Below are 15,342 nucleotides of genomic sequence, written 5' to 3'. Positions count from 1 at the left end.
CCAGCATCTGGCCGGTCTGGTTCGAATCGTCGTCGATCGCCTGCTTGCCGAGGATCACGAGCCCCGGCTGCTCCTCGTCGACGATCGCCTTCAATATCTTGGCGACGCCCAGCGGCTCGACCTCGTCCTCGGTCATCACCAGGATCGCGCGATCCGCGCCCATCGCCAGGGCGGTGCGGAGCGTATCCTGCGCCTTCTGCGGGCCGACCGAGACCGCGATGATCTCGGTGGCGACGCCCTTCTCGCGAAGCCTGATCGCTTCCTCGACGGCGATCTCGTCGAACGGATTCATGCTCATCTTGACGTTGGCGAGATCGACGCCCGAGCCATCCATCTTGACGCGCGGCTTCACATTATAATCGATCACCCGCTTCACGGGCACGAGAACCTTCATCTTACTCGTCCTCTCATTCACCCGTCATTCCGGCAAAGGCGGGATCCAGCGAGTGCGACACCCGCGCCTGGACCTCAGCCTTCGCCGGGGTGACGGCAGTTAGATACTTTAATTCGCCAATTCGAGCCGCCGTTCGATCCTGTCGATACGGCGGTTGATGTTGTCGATAGAGAGTTGCTGCGCCGCTCCGGCGGCCGACAGGTTTGCGAGATGCTGCATTATGGAAGCGACACTGCTCTCCAAATTCGAGACGCGAGACGTCAGATCGTCCAGCTTCGTCTCAATCCGCTCAAGCGTAGCTTGAAAACGCTTGAGATGCTCCAGCATCAGATTTTCGACGTTATCGGCCATGGCCTATCCTACGCCGCCTTCTTCACTTCGGCGACGATCTTCTTCGCGGCATCGCCGAGATCGTCGGCGGCAACGATCGGCAGCCCGGAATTGGCCATGATGTCCTTGCCGAGCTGCACGTTGGTGCCCTCGAGCCTAACGACCAGAGGCACCGAGAGGTTCACCTCCTTGGCGGCGGCGACGATGCCCTCGGCGATGATGTCGCACTTCATGATCCCGCCGAAGATGTTGACGAGGATGCCCTCAACCGCCGGATCGGACAGGATCAGCTTGAATGCCGCGGTGACCTTTTCCTTGCTGGCGCCGCCGCCGACATCGAGGAAATTGGCCGGGAAGGCGCCGTTCAGCTTGATGATGTCCATCGTCGCCATCGCGAGGCCCGCGCCATTGACCATGCAGCCGATGTTACCATCGAGCTTGATGTAGGCGAGATCGTATTTCGAGGCCTCGACCTCCGCCGGGTCCTCTTCGGTCTCGTCGCGCAGCGCGAGGATATCGGGGTGCCGATAGAGCGCGTTCGAATCGAAGCTGACCTTGGCATCGAGCACCAGCAGCTTGCCGTCGGTCGTCTCGACCAAGGGATTGACCTCGAGCATCGACATGTCGGTGGCGATGAAGGCGTCGTAGAGCTGCGCGGCGATCTTCACCGCCTGCTTGTTGAGGTCGCCCTTGAGCTTGAGCGCGAAGGCAACCGCGCGGCCATGGTGCGGCTGGAAGCCCTCGGCCGGGTCGATCGTGATCGTGCGGATCTTCTCCGGGGTCGAGTGCGCGACCTCCTCAATGTCCATGCCGCCCTCGGTGGAGACGACCATCGCGATCCGCCCGGTGGCGCGATCGACGAGCATCGAGAGATAATATTCCCTGGCGATATCGGCGCCGTCGGTGACGTAGAGGCGGTTGACCTGCTTGCCCGCGTCGCCGGTCTGGATCGTCACGAGAGTGTTGCCGAGCATCTCCCCGGCATTCTGGCGCACCTCGTCGATCGTCTTGGACAGGCGCACGCCGCCCTTGGCATCGGCACCCAGCTCCTTGAACCTGCCCTTTCCGCGCCCGCCCGCGTGGATCTGCGCCTTGACCACATAGAGCGGCCCGGGGAGCTGCTCGGCGGCCTTCACCGCCTCGTCGGCGGTCATCGCGGCGAAGCCCCTGGGAACGGCGGCGCCGAACTTGGCCAATACTTCCTTGGCCTGATATTCATGGATATTCATGCTGCGACGATCTCCCTCGCGCGGGCGTTGAGTCTCGGGAATGCCGCCGCCTAAAGCATATACCGGCGAGTAAAGGCAAGGCTCGCGCTCAAGCGATCGGCGGGCTAAGGTCCGGCGATGGACTGGATCGCCGGCCTTGCGTTATTCCTGGCCACCGTCGCCGCGATGGAGGGCGTGGCCTATGCCGCGCACCGCTGGGTGATGCACGGGCCGGGCTGGTTCCTCCACGCCAGCCACCACCGCGCGCGAGATGGCGCGTGGGAGCTCAACGATCTCTATGCGGTGATCTTCGCCTGTCCCTCGATCCTGCTGCTGCTCGGCGGGGTCCAGCTCGGCTGGTGGCCGGGGTTCACCTGGATCGGCGCCGGCATCGCCGCTTATGGCGCGATCTACTTCGGCTTCCACGACTGGATCGTCCACCGGCGCCTGCCGGGCCGCTTCGTGCCGCGATCGGCGTATATGAAGCGCATCGTCCAGGCGCACCGGCTGCACCATGCGGTCGAGACGAAGGGGGGGACGGTGAGCTTCGGCTTCCTCGTCGCGCCCCGGCCCGAAGCGCTGAAAGCCCAACTCAGGCTGCGGGAACGTGCCGGCATGCGCGCGCCCCTGCGCTAAGATTCTGTTGAGGCCGATACTGCGTGGAGATTGCGATGTCCGGCGGCGCCAACCAGGCCAAACGGCCGATCACCGAAACCGACGAGGAACTCGCCGCGCTCGTCGAGGGCATGAGCCCGGTGGTCATCGCCGTGTCGGCCGTGCACATGACCGGAAGCACCGATATCCTGAAGCTCGCCAAGCCGAAGACCCCGGGCTTCAACGGCGATGTCTCCGGCCAGCTCAGCCCGGAAGAGGCGGCACCGCTGCACGCGGCCGGATTAGCCGCGATCAAGGCATGGCGCGCCGCCGGCCAGCCCGAACCCTATCAGCCGACCCCCGAAGAGCTGCATGAGATGGTCAACTTCGTCGTCGGGATGGAGATGCCCGACAGCTACGTGCCCATGGTGCTCGAGGATATGGGCTATGACGGCGGCGACGTCCGCACCTTCCGGTGGAATCGTCCGATCGCCGACGAGGTCAAGCAGCATTATCCGGTGCTGATCGTCGGCGCGGGCATGTCCGGGCTGGTGATGGGCCTGCGGCTGCGGCAGGCCGGCATCCCGTTCACGATCGTCGAGAAGAATGAGAGCGCGGGCGGCACCTGGTTCGAGGATCAGTATCCCGGGCTGCGAGTAGACGTGCCCAGCCACGCTTATTCCTTTTCCTTCACGCAGGACCATCGCTGGCCCAACCTCTATTCCAGGCAGGACGAGCTGCTCCGCTACTTCCTGATGTGCGTCGATCGCTTCGGGATCGGCGACCGGATCCGCTATGGTCTCGAGGTCGAGGGCGCGCACTGGGACGAGCCGGAGCAACGCTGGTCGGTCGATCTGGTGAGCGCCGACGGCGCGCGCGAGACGCTGTTCGCCAAGGCGCTGGTCAGCGCGGTCGGGTTTCTTAACCGGCCCAGCACCCCCGCGATCGAAGGCGCCGAGACGTTCAGGGGCGCGCAATTCCACAGCGCGCGCTGGCGCAAGGATGTCGCGCTGGAAGGAAAACGCGTCATCGTCATCGGCAGCGCGGCAACCGCGTTGCAGGCGAGCCCGCCGGTCGCCGAAATCGCGGGTCATCTGACGATCTTTCAGCGCAGCGCGGGCTGGACCCGCGTTTCCGCCGAATATACCCGCGCGATCCACGACAGCGAGCAATGGGCCATCGACCATGTGCCTTATTATTCGGGCTGGATGCGCGCGACGATCTTCAACTGGCCGATCGATTTCCTGCCCGACGTCATGAAGGTCGATCCCGCCTGGCCGCAGGATGGCCGATCGGTGAGCAGGATGAACGAGCTCGTCCGCCAGCGGCTGATGGCGCAATTGGAGGAGCATCTCGGCGATCGGCCCGATCTGCTCGCCAAGATGACGCCCAACTATCCGCCGTTCGTGAAGCGCCCGACGGTTTCGAACGGCAATTTCTTCCGCGCGATCAAGCAGCCGAATGTCGAGGTGGTAGCCGATGCGATCGAGCGCATCACCGAGACGGGGATCGTCGACAGCAGCGGCCGCGTCCACGAAGCCGACGTTATCATCTATGCGACCGGTTTCCAGGTGCAGAAATTTCTGACGCCGATGGTGATCAGGGGCCGCGGCGGTATCGCGCTGAACGATTATTGGCAGGATAGGCCGGGCGGCTATCTCGGCATCGTCGTGCCGAAATTCCCGAATTTCTTCATGATGTACGGTCCGGGCACCAATCTCGGCTACAACGGCAACCTGATCTTCAATTCGGAATTGCAGGCGCGATACGCCGCGAACTGCATTCGTTTCCTGATCGAGGGCGGCCATGAATCGATCGAGGTGCGCCAGGAGGTCTTCGATGATTATATGGACCGCACCGGGCGGAAGCTGCTCGAGTTCGTCTGGTCGACCGATTACGGCACCACCTATTTTCGCAACGCCAAGGGCCGGGTGACCACCAATTCGCCCTGGTCGCTAATCGAGATGTGGAACTGGACGCAGGGGCCCGACCCCGAGCACTTCCTCGTCGATGCGCCGGCGAAGGCGGCGGCCTGAGGCGGGGCGGCCGGCCGCTCGGGTATCGCCGGAGCGGTGGGCGCGAGCGGGTGCCGGATAGCAATCCCGCCGCCTGTGCTTTATTGGCGCGGTCATGAAGGATGTCCGTGCCTGATCCTTCCCGATGGAGAGTTACCGTGTCGACGCTGACCTACAATCCCTACGCGCCCGAAAACGTCCAGGATCCCTATCCGCTGTTCAAGCAGATGCGGGACGAGGTGCCCGTCTATCATAATCCGGAAATGAAGTTCTGGGCGCTGTCGCGGTATGACGACGTTTGCATGGCGCATCGCGATACCAAGCGCTTCTCGTCGGCGGGCGGGGTCACGATCGAGGGTGCCGAGGCGGGGATGCCGTTGCTGATCCTGCGCGATCCGCCGGATCATAGCTGGCACAAGGGCCTCGTCACCAAGGTGTTCACCCCGGGGCGCATGGCGTCGCTCGAACCCTTCATCCGCGCGACCGCGATCGAGCTGCTCGAAGCGATGAACGGCAAGGACGAGGTCGATTTCGTCCATGATTTCACGGTGGAGCTGCCGCTCAGCGTGATCTGCGAACTGATCGAGATCCCGCGCGAGATCCGCCGCGAGGTTCACGAGCGCGCCAATGCGGTGGTGGTGCGCGGGTCCGACCTCGACGACCAGGCGGCGATGAAGGCAATGTTCGAGCAGCTCCAGGTCTTTCAGGAGCTTGCCGCCGATCGACGCGCCAACCCGCGAGACGATGTCATCACGCTGCTGATCAACACCGAGGTCAAGGACGAGGACGGCGGCGTCCGTCGCCTCGACGATACCGAGATCGCGACGCATTTCATCGAACTCGCGACCGCCGGGCACGAAACCGTGGCCAAGGCGATCGCCAACGGCCTGATCGCGCTCCACCACTTCCCCGAGCAGCGCGCGCGGATCCAGGCCGATCCGTCGCTGATCCCGGCGGCGGTCGAGGAGCTCCTGCGCTACGATCCGCCCTCGCAGCTTCAGGGCCGCACCACGACCGAGGATGTGACGCTGCACGGCGTCACCATCCCGGCCGGCTCCAAGACGATGCTGATCACCGCGGCGGCAACGCGCGACGAACGCGCCTTCGAAAATCCCGATGTTTATGATGTCGGCCGCAGCCTCGATCAACGATCGGTCTATTTCGGGTTCGGCATCCACAAATGCCTCGGCATCCATCTTGCCCGGCTCGAAATGCGGATCGCGCTGGAGGAATTGTTCCGGCGCTATCCTGATTACCGGATCGATCCCGAAGAATCCCATCGCCCCGCTTTCTCCAACCTTCGCGGGGTGGCCGATCTGCGGATGTGGCCGGGGCAACACGCCTGAACGCATCGGTCGCCGCATCCTGGAGGCTATCCCGTTCAAGCTGAAACGTCACCCCGGCTCAAGGCCGGGGTGACGAGAGTATAGCGTCAACAGGACAGACTCTAGCGCCTGCCCTCCGCGAGCGTCCGAAACGGCTCAGGCCGATCGGCGCTGCGGAGCCAGCCATTCGGCTGCGAACGCCCGGATCGCCGCCACCAGCGCGAAGGGCTGATCGAACATCACATGGTGCCACGCCCCGGGAATGCCCACGAACGGCGTTCCCGGGGCCAAGCCGGCGCGCTGGGCGGCGAGGATCGCCGGCGTCGCCAAGGCCGATTGCTCGCCATATACGAAAGCGATCGGGCAAGGCGGATCGACGATCGCCGGCCATGGATCGTCCATATCGAGCTTCCGCACCAGAAAGGGATCGAAACGCCACCGCCACCGCGCGCCTTCCTCGATGAGCCCGGCGCATGCGGCATCGTGGAGCATATAGGGCGCGCTGCTCGGCTGCGTTGGGGACAGACGGAAGCGCGCCAATGCCGAAGCGCGATCGGGATAATCGCCCACGTCGCGCTCGGTGATCCGCGCGGAAGGCCGCATCGCGGCCGGCAGCAGCAGCGAATCGACGAACAGCGTGCCGCCTAGCGTGCGCGCGCGATCGCGGAGCGCATTCGCCGCGACCATCCCGCCGAAGCTGTGCGCGATGACGATCGGCGCGCACGGGCCATCACCCAGGCCCGCTGCAGCGATCGCGGCGAACAGCTCCGCCGAATGGAGCGCGCTCGAGTAACGATCCCGCCAGTCCGATCCTCCCATTCCCGACAGAGAAAGGGCGGCGACGCGATAATCCCGGGCGAGCAGCGGCCCGATCGGACCCCACCAATGCGCGTGCGCGCGATTGCCGTGAACCAGCAGCAGGCCGGGCCGGCCGCGCTCGCCCCAGGCCAGCACCTCGATCGATGCCCCCTCGACGGTCGTCCGCAGTTGCTCGACCGGCGCCTCGCGCAGCCGTTCGTACCAATCGGGCGCGTCCGGACGCACGCCCCCGAACCGCGCCAGGGCGTAATCGGGCGCCGCATTGAGCAGGCGCGCGTCCAGCATGGGCGTCGCTTCCAATCCTATCTCCTCGATGGCGGCCGATCCGACGGGCCGTGGATGCGGCGACCGCGCTGTCAGAAAGGCCGCGCTTCGTCCAGCGGGCCGCATGCGCCGCTTGATCGAGAGCGACGAAATTCAATCCGCGCGACGCATGCAGACGAGGCGCAACGGCCGGTTCTTGCGGCTGGGGGCTCATCATGCTCAAGCCGCCGCCGAGGATGCACGGGATGATCGCCGCATCGATGCGGCCGGCGCTCGCGGACGGCGTGGAGAGAAGAATGGCACAGGATTTCGCGGGCAAGGTCGCGATCGTCACCGGCGGCGCATCGGGCATGGGCGCCGCTGCGGTCGGCCTGCTCGTCGAGCGTGGCTGCAAGGTCGCGATCGTCGATCTCAACGCCGAGCGCGGCGCGGCGTTGGCCGGGGAGACAGGGGATGGCGCCGCTTTCTTCCGATGCGATGTCGGCGAGGCCGACGAGGTGGAAGCGATGGTCAAGGCGGTCACCGATCGGTTCGGCCGGCTGGACATCCTGTTCAACAACGCCGGCAAGGGGCATCTCGAACTGACGCCGGACATGGCCATCGAGACGTGGCGGGCGATGATCGCGGTGAACCTCGACAGCGTGTTCTACGTCTCGAAATTCGCGATCCCTCACATCAGGGCGGCGGGCGGCGGCGCGATCGTCAATACCGCCTCGGTCGACGGCATGGCGGCGGATTATGGCATGGGTGCCTATAACGCGGCCAAGGGCGGCGTGGTCAATTATACGCGCAGCCTGGCGCTGGAAGCGGCGCCGCTCAACATCCGCGTCAACGCCGTCTGCCCCGGCTGGATATCGGATACGCCGATGACCGCGCACATGGCGCGCAATCCGGAGATTTCCGAGGTCTGGAGCCGCAGCATCCCGATGGGGCGCGGCGGCCATGCGATCGAGGTCGCCCGGATGATGGTGTTTCTGGCGTCGGACGACGCATCCTATGTCACCGGCGCGATCATCCCCGTCGATGGCGGACTGACCTGCCAGACCGGCTTTCCCAACCCCCGCGACGCAATGGCGAAGCGCTGATTCCAGCCTGGCGAAGGGGGCTCAGCCGACCAGCTTCCACAGCTTGAACGGTGAATAAGCGGGCAGCGGCATCGGCGCGAGCCAGCCCGGCACCTTGCCGTCGCGAAGCTGCGTGTAGAAGCCCCCGGGGTTCTCGCTCTGATAGACGGTGCTTTCCGAGAGGCCGGGGCAGAGCAGCAGCAACGTCGCGCCGTGCCGCCGCATCACCGCATGCGCCACCTCCGGATCGGCGGCGCGGAAGCTGTGCTGCACGTCGAGGATTTCGGCGCCGCCGCGATGATAGGGGCCGGCGATCGCGCTGTGGTGCGTCACCGAGATCAGCCGGGGGCCGAGATCGACAAAGGTGAGGATCGTCGTCGCGGGCAAGGCCGCGATCGGCTTGAGCGCGGGCAGGGTCGGGCAGCGGCGGTTGGCCTGATCGACGGTCTTGCGATAGGCGCTTCTGTGCTCGGGTATGTAGCGGACGATCAGCCCCGCGAACGCCCCCGAAACCAGCACGAACGCCGCCACCGTGCCGAGCACGCGGACCAGCATGGCGCGATGGCCGAGCGTCCAGATCACCAGCGGCTGGCCGAGCGCGGTCGCGCCGATCACCCCCATCGCCTGGCTCGCCGGCCCGGCGCGCGTCTGCCAGAGCAGCAATGCGGTCGAGAACAGCGACAGCAGCGCCACGACCAGCCACGGCATCTCGCGCGCGGTTCCCCCGGCACGCCGCCAGGTGACGACCGCGCCGACCAGCCCGACCGCCGACAGCGCGATCGTCGGGAACCAGATCCGCCAGCCGTGCGCGTAAAGCGGCTTGGCTTCCTTGATGTGGCTGAACCACAGTCGCTCGAGCTCGGGCGAGATATGCTCGGGCCGGCCTAGGCATTGCGGCTGCGTCAGCGCGAACGCCCCGCCGATCGCCGATACGGTGGCGACCGCGACCGCGATGCGGAGCGCGCGCGCCTCCATGCGGAACGATCCGATCGCCACCAGCGCCGCGCCGGCCTCCAGCAGGGTCGAGAGATAGACCGGGGTCAGCGCGTCGCACAGCGGCTGCGCATTATCGAACGAGCCGAACAGCGCATAGCCGAGCGCGGCACCGCCCGCGAGCGAAGCGCCATAAGCGCGCAGCCGATCGCGCTCGCCGGCATCGATCACCCACCACAGCAGGGTCAGCGCGCCTATCGTCGCGAGATAGGGCAACAGCTCCAGCCCGATCGCGAGGCTGATCGCGGTGGCGATCCCCGTCGTCAGCCCGCCGCGCACGCGCCTCGCATCGGCGATGCCGGTCACCGCCCAGATCAAGGTCGCGAGCTGCCAGCCATGATGATCGATGCGCAGCGGCATCCACATCAGCATCGATGCCTGCGCGCAGCACATGATGCCGAACGCCAGGAAGAACGCCCAGCGATCGACCAGCCGCCGCACCGCGAGCATCATCCCGTAGAGCGACGCCCCGAACGCCAGCATCGGCGCGATCGCGCAGGCCCAGCGCGCCGCCTCCTGCCCGCCGAGCAGGGGCCGGAGCAGCACCAGCAGCCCCGCGATCGGCAGATCGACGATCCGCGACCAGTGGATCGAGATGCCGCCCGGCGGATCGATGCGATGCTGGCGCAGATCGTACCAGCCCTGCCCCGCCAGCCATGCGCGCACCTGCGCGAAACGCATATTGTCGTCGGTGTCGGATAGCGCGAACCAGTGGATCGCCCCCCATTTGTAATGGAGCATGTAGACGGCGGCGCCTGCCCAAAAGAGCAGGAACCATCGCCGCCAATGGGTGGGGCCGCGCGGCGCGCGATCCTGTGCGCCGTTCACCGGCCGCCCCGAACCAAACCCGCCGCGATCCGCCACGATCGGCTCGACACGCGCGCTAAACTCATCATAGCGCCTCTAGGCGACGCGGGACAAAGAGCAAGGTATGTGCAGCGTATGACGGCGACGGCGGCCAAAAGGCGCGAACTCTTCTGGCAGCTCGTCCGCTACGGCGTGAACGGGTGCATCGTCACCGGGACCTATACGGCGGTCTTCGTGCTGATCGACAGCATGACCCACGCCTCGCCGCAGATCTGCAACGCGTTCGGCTATCTCGTCGCGGTGATGCTCGGCTATTTCCTGCACAGCCGAGTCACCTTCAAGGGGCATGGCGAGCGCGGACGCGCCGCACAGATCCGCTTCTTCGCGGCCTCCTTTCCCAGCGTGGTGCTCAACGCCGGCTGGACGTGGCTGCTGATCAGCAGGCTGCAGCTACCCCACTGGACGGTTCAGGTGCCCATCTGGTGCATTACCCCGATCCTGCTGTTCGCGCTCAACCGCTGGTGGGTGTTCCGCGAGGCTTGAGTGCGAGCCATGCTCCACGCGGTATAGGATGCCGCCGGATTTGCCGATCCAGATCGGCGTGAGACCGGGGAAGCTGTTCATCTTCTTCCGGTCCATATCGATCAGCCAGACATAATCGAAGGCGTCGTGGGGCAGCTCGTTCAGCCCCTTCGGATAGGTCTTGGCCTTGGCGGCGCGGCAGCCGTAAGGTCGCAGGATCTGCGTCGGATCCTCGGCATAGCCCTTGGCGGGCGCATAGCGGATGCTGAGCAGTTGCGCGCCGGGATCGGCCCACTGGCCGTTGACGAAGGCGCTCCGCCGCACGATTGCCATCGATCCGAGATGGTCCATCCGCGTCGTCTCCCAGCGCCCGAGGCATTGCAGCGCGACCTCGACGAACACGCGCGAGCCCGGCCGGATATGATCGAGCGCGGCGAGCTGGGCGCGGTTGGCGCGATCGTGCGCCGCGAAGCTCGACGTGAGCATGTACAGCCGCGCGCCGAACAGCGCGGTGGCGATCAGCGCGACCACCGCCGCCTGCCGCCGCGCGCTGCTGCGCAACGTCAGCGCGATCACCGCGACCATCATCACATAAGGCGCGAGCCGCATATCGGCATAAGCCGAGTTGAGCAGGACGCGGGGCAGCAGCGCATAAGCGATCATCAGCATCAGCGATGCGATGCCGAGCGTGCGGTTCATCCTCAGCCACACGCCCGCCAGCCCGAACGCGATCAGCCCCCACAGCAGGTAGATCGCGGCGATGTCATAGGCCATCCAGTGCGTGCGCAGCGCGGAGACGATGTACACATATTTGGCGCGCCAGAAGAAGAAGTCGCCGGTGACGACCTTGGCGTTGCCGTCGCCGCTCCGCCACAGCAGCAGCAGCAGCAGCGGCGGTGCCAGCGCCAGGCAGGCGATGCCGCCGCGCACCAGGCTGGCGAGGAAGCCGCGCCCGTCATCGCGGGCGCGAACGACCTCCGCCGCGTAGCAGAGCAGGCAGAGCGCCGCCCAGCCGAAGACATGCGCGACCGTCAGCAACAAGCCGATCGGCAGGAACAGCGCGGCGCGCAGGCGGAAGCGGCCGATCCTGCCGAGGCGCAGCCAGAGCGCGAAGGCGTTGAGCGCCAGCGCCATCGAAAAGCTGAAGTTGAGGAAGCCCCAGATCAGCGGAAAGCCATAGGCGAGCGGCAGCGCGAACAGCGCGGTCGGCGGCACGCGGCCATGCGCCTCGCGCGCGATCCACAGGATGGCGAAGGCGATCATCGCCGGGATCGCGATGACGATCAGCTTGAGCCCCAGTTCCAGCCCGAACAGCCCGGCCATCGGCACGATCGCCAGATCGACCCCGAGATTGGCGAGGAAGCGCCACTGGAAGTCGTAATAGAGCGTGCGCAGTGGCGAGGCCGGATCGGCAAGCTCGACGCGATAGCGCCCCATATGCCCGGGCAGATCGGTGAAGGGCGGGATCGAGGGAGCGAGCAAGGGGATGGTCGTCGCGAGCACCAGCAGGACGCAGAACCAGCGGCTGTTCCACCAGCCGCGCGGCGGCATGGGGGCTGGAAGCGACGGACGGAACATCGCCCCCGCTTTATGGCCGCGATGCCCCCACCGACAAGAGGGCTTGAGCGCGGGCCTCCAAGGCCCGGCCCCGACGATCGCGACCCTTCATCGCCGTTGCGGGCCTATAAGCGAAGTGCTAGGCGCCGCGCCGCTGCTGCCGGTTGAGAGCCGGGCGCATCAGAAATGAGCAGCCCGATCATGCACATGTACCAGTCAGCACCGAGGCTTCACCGCTTTCAATGACCGCCGGGCTTACCGTTCCTCAAAATGCCGATGCGCCCGAGCCGCCGCCGGGCGACGAGTCGCATCATCACGGCAGGCAGGGGCTGATCGGCCTCGGGCTCGGCGCGATCGGCGTCGTCTATGGCGATATCGGCACCAGCCCGCTCTATTCGATGCGCGAAATCTTCATCGGGCATCACAAGCTGGCGGTCGATCCGCTGCACATCCTGGGCGTGCTCAGCCTGATCTTCTGGTCGCTGATGATCGTCGTGACCTTCAAATATATCCTCGTCATCCTGCGGGCCGACAACAAGGGCGAGGGCGGCAGTCTCGCGCTGCTGGCGCTGATCCAGCGGCGCAGCGGCGGCGGGCGCTGGACCTCCGGCCTGGTGCTGCTGGGCATCCTCGCGACCGCGCTGTTCTTCGGCGATTGCATCATCACTCCCTCGATGTCGGTCCTGTCCGCGATCGAGGGTCTCGAGACGATCCACTCGGGCTTTACCGATTATGTCGTGCCGATCTCGGTCGTCATCCTCGTATCGCTGTTCCTGCTGCAATCGCGCGGAACCGCGGCGATCGGGCGCTTCTTCGGTCCGATCATGATGGTCTATTTCATCACCATCGCGGTGCTGGGCACGATGGCGATCGTGCGGCGCCCCGATGTGCTGTGGGGCTTGAATCCGATCTGGGCGATGCGCTTCGTCGCGCACGATCCCAAGCTTGCCTTCCTCGCGCTCGGCTCGGTCGTGCTGGCGCTTACCGGTGCCGAGGCGCTGTACGCCGATATGGGCCATTTCGGCAGGCGCCCGATTCAGCTCGCGTGGATCTGGATCATCCTGCCCGCGCTGATGCTCAATTATGCCGGACAGGGCGCCCTGCTGCTCGAGGATCCCGCGAAGGTCGCGAATCCCTTCTTCCTGATGGCGGGCGAGCATATGCGCCTGCCGCTGGTGCTGCTCGCCACCGTCGCGACCGTGATCGCCAGCCAGGCGGTGATCACCGGCGCCTTCTCGGTCGTCCAGCAAGCGGTGCAGCTCGGGCTGATGCCGCGCGTCCGGATCGATCATACCAGCGCATCCGCCGCGGGGCAGATCTATGTCCCGATCGTCAACAGCGCCCTGATGGTGCTGGTGCTGATCTGCACGGTCAGCTTCCGCAGCTCCTCAAACCTCGCGGCCGCTTACGGCATCGCGGTGACGGGAACGATGTTCATCACCACCTGCATGGTCGCGGTGCTGATGATCCGCGTCTGGAACTGGAAATTTTATTATGCGGCGCCGCTGCTCGCCATCTTCCTGGCCTTCGATCTGCTGTATCTCGGCTCCAACCTCACCAAGATCGTCGCGGGCGGCTGGTTCCCGCTGCTCGTCGGCGCGATCGCCTTCACCTTGCTGACGACCTGGGCGCGCGGGCGACAACTGATGCTCAAGCGGATGGCCGAGGTCTCGATGCCGATCGAGGTGTTCGTGCGCTCCGCCTCGGGCTCGGCGACGCGCGTGCCAGGGACCGCGGTGTTCATGACCTCCACCGCCAACGGCGTGCCCCACGCGCTGCTCCACAACCTCAAGCACAACAAGGTGCTGCACGAGCGCATCATCCTGCTGACCGTCAAGATCGAGGATGTGCCCTATATCGTCCATCACAAGCGCCAGGCGCTCGAGGAGCTCGGGCAGGGCTTCTACCGGCTGGTGCTGCGCTTCGGCTTCATGGAGGATCCCGACGTGCCGGCGGCGCTCGCGCGGGCGACCAATTGCGGGCCGAAGTTCAAGATGATGGACACGAGCTTCTTTCTCGCGCGCCAGACGCTGATCGCCTCGGCGCGGCCGGGGATGGCGCTGTGGCGCGAGAAGCTGTTCGCCTGGATGCTGCGCAACGCGGAAAGCGCGATGCAATTCTTCCGCCTGCCGACCAACCGCGTCGTGGAGCTCGGCAGCCAGGTCGAGATCTGATGCGCGTCTCGCTGCTGCTCGCCGGCGGCGAGGGCAGGCGATTTGGCAGGCAGGACAAATTGCTCGCGACGATCGGGGGCGCGCCGGTTCTGCTCCACGCCTTGCGCGCGGCGCGTCTGGCGGGGCGGCGAACGCTGCTGGTGCTTCCCCCGGGCTTCGCGCCCCGCCGGGCGGTGATCGCGCGCGCGCGATGGCCAGGGCTCACCGTGCTGGTCGCGCGCGATGCCCGCCGGGGCATCGGCGCGAGCCTTGCGAGAGGGATTGCGGCGCTGCGCCCGATCGATCGCGAGGTGGCGATCTTCCTCGCCGACATGCCGTTCGCGCGCGCGCCCTTGCGCTGGGCGATCGGCGCCGATCGCGACGCGGTGCGGCCCGTTTATCGGGGGCGTCCCGGCCATCCCGTGCTGGTCCGCGCGGCGATCCTGCGCGGGCTGGCGATCGCGCCGGACGCCGGATTGGCGGCACTTCTCGATCGGCGGCGGGCCGCCGGGATCGCCGGATCGCCGGGCCATGCGCTCGATATCGATACGCCGCGCGCGCTGCGCCGCCTGCGCCATCGGATCGCCACGCGCGCGGGCGCGTTCCACTTGGGAAACAAGGAGAGACGATGCTCGAAACTGCCGCACAATGGATCGCGCCCGCCGCGACGATGATCGCCGCGATGATGACCGCGGCCAATCTCGGCTCGCGCGTCACGGGCTGGGGCTTCGTCGTCTTCTCGATCGGCGCGATCGCCTGGGTGGCGGTGGCACTTGCCAGCGGGCAGCAGAATCTGCTGCTCAGCAACGCCTTCCTGCTGATCGTCGATCTGTTCGGCATCTGGCGCTGGCTCGGCCTGCGCGCGCGTTACGACAAGGGTGCCGCAGCCGCCGAACGATTGAGCAAGCATGCCGAAGCCCCGCGCCTGTTCCAGCTTTCCAAGATCGAGGGCACGGCGGTCAAGACCGGCGCGGGGGAGACGATCGCCAAGACGGTCGATGCGATGGTCAATTGCGGCGACGGCAGCATCGCCTATCTGGTCGTCAGCAAGGGCGGCGTCGGCGGCGCGGGCGAGACGCTGCATGCGCTCGGCTGGGGCGACGTCCGTGTCGAGGATGACGCGATCGTCAGCGAGATCGACGCCGCCGCGCTGGAGAAGCACCCGGCGCTCGATCCCGCGCATTGGCCGCCGACCGCCGAGGCCGCCGGGGCAAGCTAGAGTCGGATGACTTCAGCCTTACCCGCTCATGCTGAGGTGAGACCGAGTAGCTCCGCAGGAGCGTATCGAGGGCTCGTA

At 66.3% G+C, this 15,342-nt stretch carries 14 protein-coding genes; 8 read left to right on the top strand and 6 right to left on the bottom strand.

Annotation, left to right across the window (positions count from 1 at the left end; genetic code table 11):
- The 3 genes from HUU94_RS09425 to sucC all read right to left on the bottom strand — a co-directional run.
- Nucleotides 1-394 (bottom strand): electron transfer flavoprotein subunit beta/FixA family protein (locus HUU94_RS09425; protein WP_174274830.1); only part of this gene is annotated, 394 nt, incomplete at its 3' end.
- 108 nt (nt 395-502) lie between these two features.
- Nucleotides 503-745 carry a hypothetical protein gene (locus HUU94_RS09420; protein WP_174274829.1) on the bottom strand — a complete coding sequence of 81 codons (243 nt, stop codon included), beginning with the start codon at nt 743-745 and terminating at the stop codon, nt 503-505.
- 8 nt (nt 746-753) lie between these two features.
- Entirely contained in the window at nt 754-1,953 is a 1,200-nt protein-coding gene (sucC, locus tag HUU94_RS09415; RefSeq protein ID WP_174274828.1) for an ADP-forming succinate--CoA ligase subunit beta, read from the bottom strand.
- 117 nt (nt 1,954-2,070) lie between these two features.
- Here sucC and HUU94_RS09410 point away from each other — a divergent pair, with 117 nt between their 5' ends.
- The 3 genes from HUU94_RS09410 to HUU94_RS09400 all read left to right on the top strand — a co-directional run bounded on the left by HUU94_RS09410 (nt 2,071) and on the right by HUU94_RS09400 (nt 5,887).
- Entirely contained in the window at nt 2,071-2,568 is a 498-nt protein-coding gene (locus HUU94_RS09410) for a sterol desaturase family protein (protein ID WP_174274827.1), read from the top strand.
- Nucleotides 2,569-2,603: 35 nt separating this feature from the next.
- A complete protein-coding gene (locus HUU94_RS09405; RefSeq protein WP_174274826.1) occupies nt 2,604-4,562 on the top strand; it encodes a flavin-containing monooxygenase in 1,959 nt (652 codons plus the stop codon).
- Between the two features lie 137 nt (nt 4,563-4,699).
- Nucleotides 4,700-5,887, top strand: a complete 1,188-nt coding sequence (locus HUU94_RS09400) for a cytochrome P450 (protein ID WP_217429596.1) — start codon at nt 4,700-4,702, stop codon at nt 5,885-5,887.
- A gap of 135 nt (nt 5,888-6,022) precedes the next feature.
- Here HUU94_RS09400 and HUU94_RS09395 read toward each other — a convergent pair whose 3' ends face one another.
- Nucleotides 6,023-6,985: an alpha/beta fold hydrolase gene (locus tag HUU94_RS09395; RefSeq protein ID WP_174274824.1), complete on the bottom strand. Its 963-nt coding sequence runs from the start codon at nt 6,983-6,985 to the stop codon at nt 6,023-6,025.
- A gap of 209 nt (nt 6,986-7,194) precedes the next feature.
- Here HUU94_RS09395 and HUU94_RS09390 point away from each other — a divergent pair, with 209 nt between their 5' ends.
- Nucleotides 7,195-8,034: an SDR family NAD(P)-dependent oxidoreductase gene (locus HUU94_RS09390; protein ID WP_217429595.1), complete on the top strand. Its 840-nt coding sequence runs from the start codon at nt 7,195-7,197 to the stop codon at nt 8,032-8,034.
- 21 nt (nt 8,035-8,055) lie between these two features.
- Here the strand turns inward: HUU94_RS09390 and HUU94_RS09385 are convergent, their stop codons facing one another.
- Entirely contained in the window at nt 8,056-9,834 is a 1,779-nt protein-coding gene (locus HUU94_RS09385; protein ID WP_174274823.1) for an AcrB/AcrD/AcrF family protein, read from the bottom strand.
- A gap of 114 nt (nt 9,835-9,948) precedes the next feature.
- On the opposite strand from HUU94_RS09385, the gene HUU94_RS09380 reads away from it, so the two are divergent.
- On the top strand, nt 9,949-10,356 hold the full coding sequence (locus HUU94_RS09380; RefSeq protein ID WP_254602108.1) for a GtrA family protein: 408 nt from the start codon (nt 9,949-9,951) through the stop codon (nt 10,354-10,356).
- On the opposite strand, the gene HUU94_RS09375 is transcribed toward HUU94_RS09380, so the two are convergent.
- A complete protein-coding gene (locus tag HUU94_RS09375; RefSeq protein ID WP_174274821.1) occupies nt 10,264-11,913 on the bottom strand; it encodes a hypothetical protein in 1,650 nt (549 codons plus the stop codon). The two genes, HUU94_RS09380 and HUU94_RS09375, sit on opposite strands and share 93 nt — an antisense overlap.
- A 221-nt stretch (nt 11,914-12,134) precedes the next feature.
- On the opposite strand from HUU94_RS09375, the gene HUU94_RS09370 reads away from it, so the two are divergent.
- The 3 genes from HUU94_RS09370 to HUU94_RS09360 are packed head-to-tail and all read left to right on the top strand — an operon-like array spanning nt 12,135 to nt 15,264.
- Nucleotides 12,135-14,066 (top strand): potassium transporter Kup, encoded by a 1,932-nt coding sequence (locus HUU94_RS09370; protein ID WP_174274820.1) that lies wholly within the window; start codon nt 12,135-12,137, stop codon nt 14,064-14,066.
- Nucleotides 14,066-14,719: a nucleotidyltransferase family protein gene (locus tag HUU94_RS09365; protein WP_174274819.1), complete on the top strand. Its 654-nt coding sequence runs from the start codon at nt 14,066-14,068 to the stop codon at nt 14,717-14,719. The genes HUU94_RS09370 and HUU94_RS09365 overlap by 1 nt, the downstream gene beginning before the upstream one ends.
- Nucleotides 14,674-15,264 (top strand): PRC-barrel domain-containing protein, encoded by a 591-nt coding sequence (locus HUU94_RS09360; RefSeq protein ID WP_174274818.1) that lies wholly within the window; start codon nt 14,674-14,676, stop codon nt 15,262-15,264. Before HUU94_RS09365 ends, HUU94_RS09360 begins: the two co-directional genes overlap by 46 nt.
- The last annotated feature ends 78 nt before the right edge of the window (nt 15,265-15,342 follow it).

The organism is Sphingomonas bacterium, from assembly GCF_903644055.1.
Classification (GTDB): domain Bacteria; phylum Pseudomonadota; class Alphaproteobacteria; order Sphingomonadales; family Sphingomonadaceae; genus Sphingomonas_I.
Note: the sequence above shows the minus strand (reverse complement) of the source record. Positions and strands in the feature narration are given on the sequence as shown.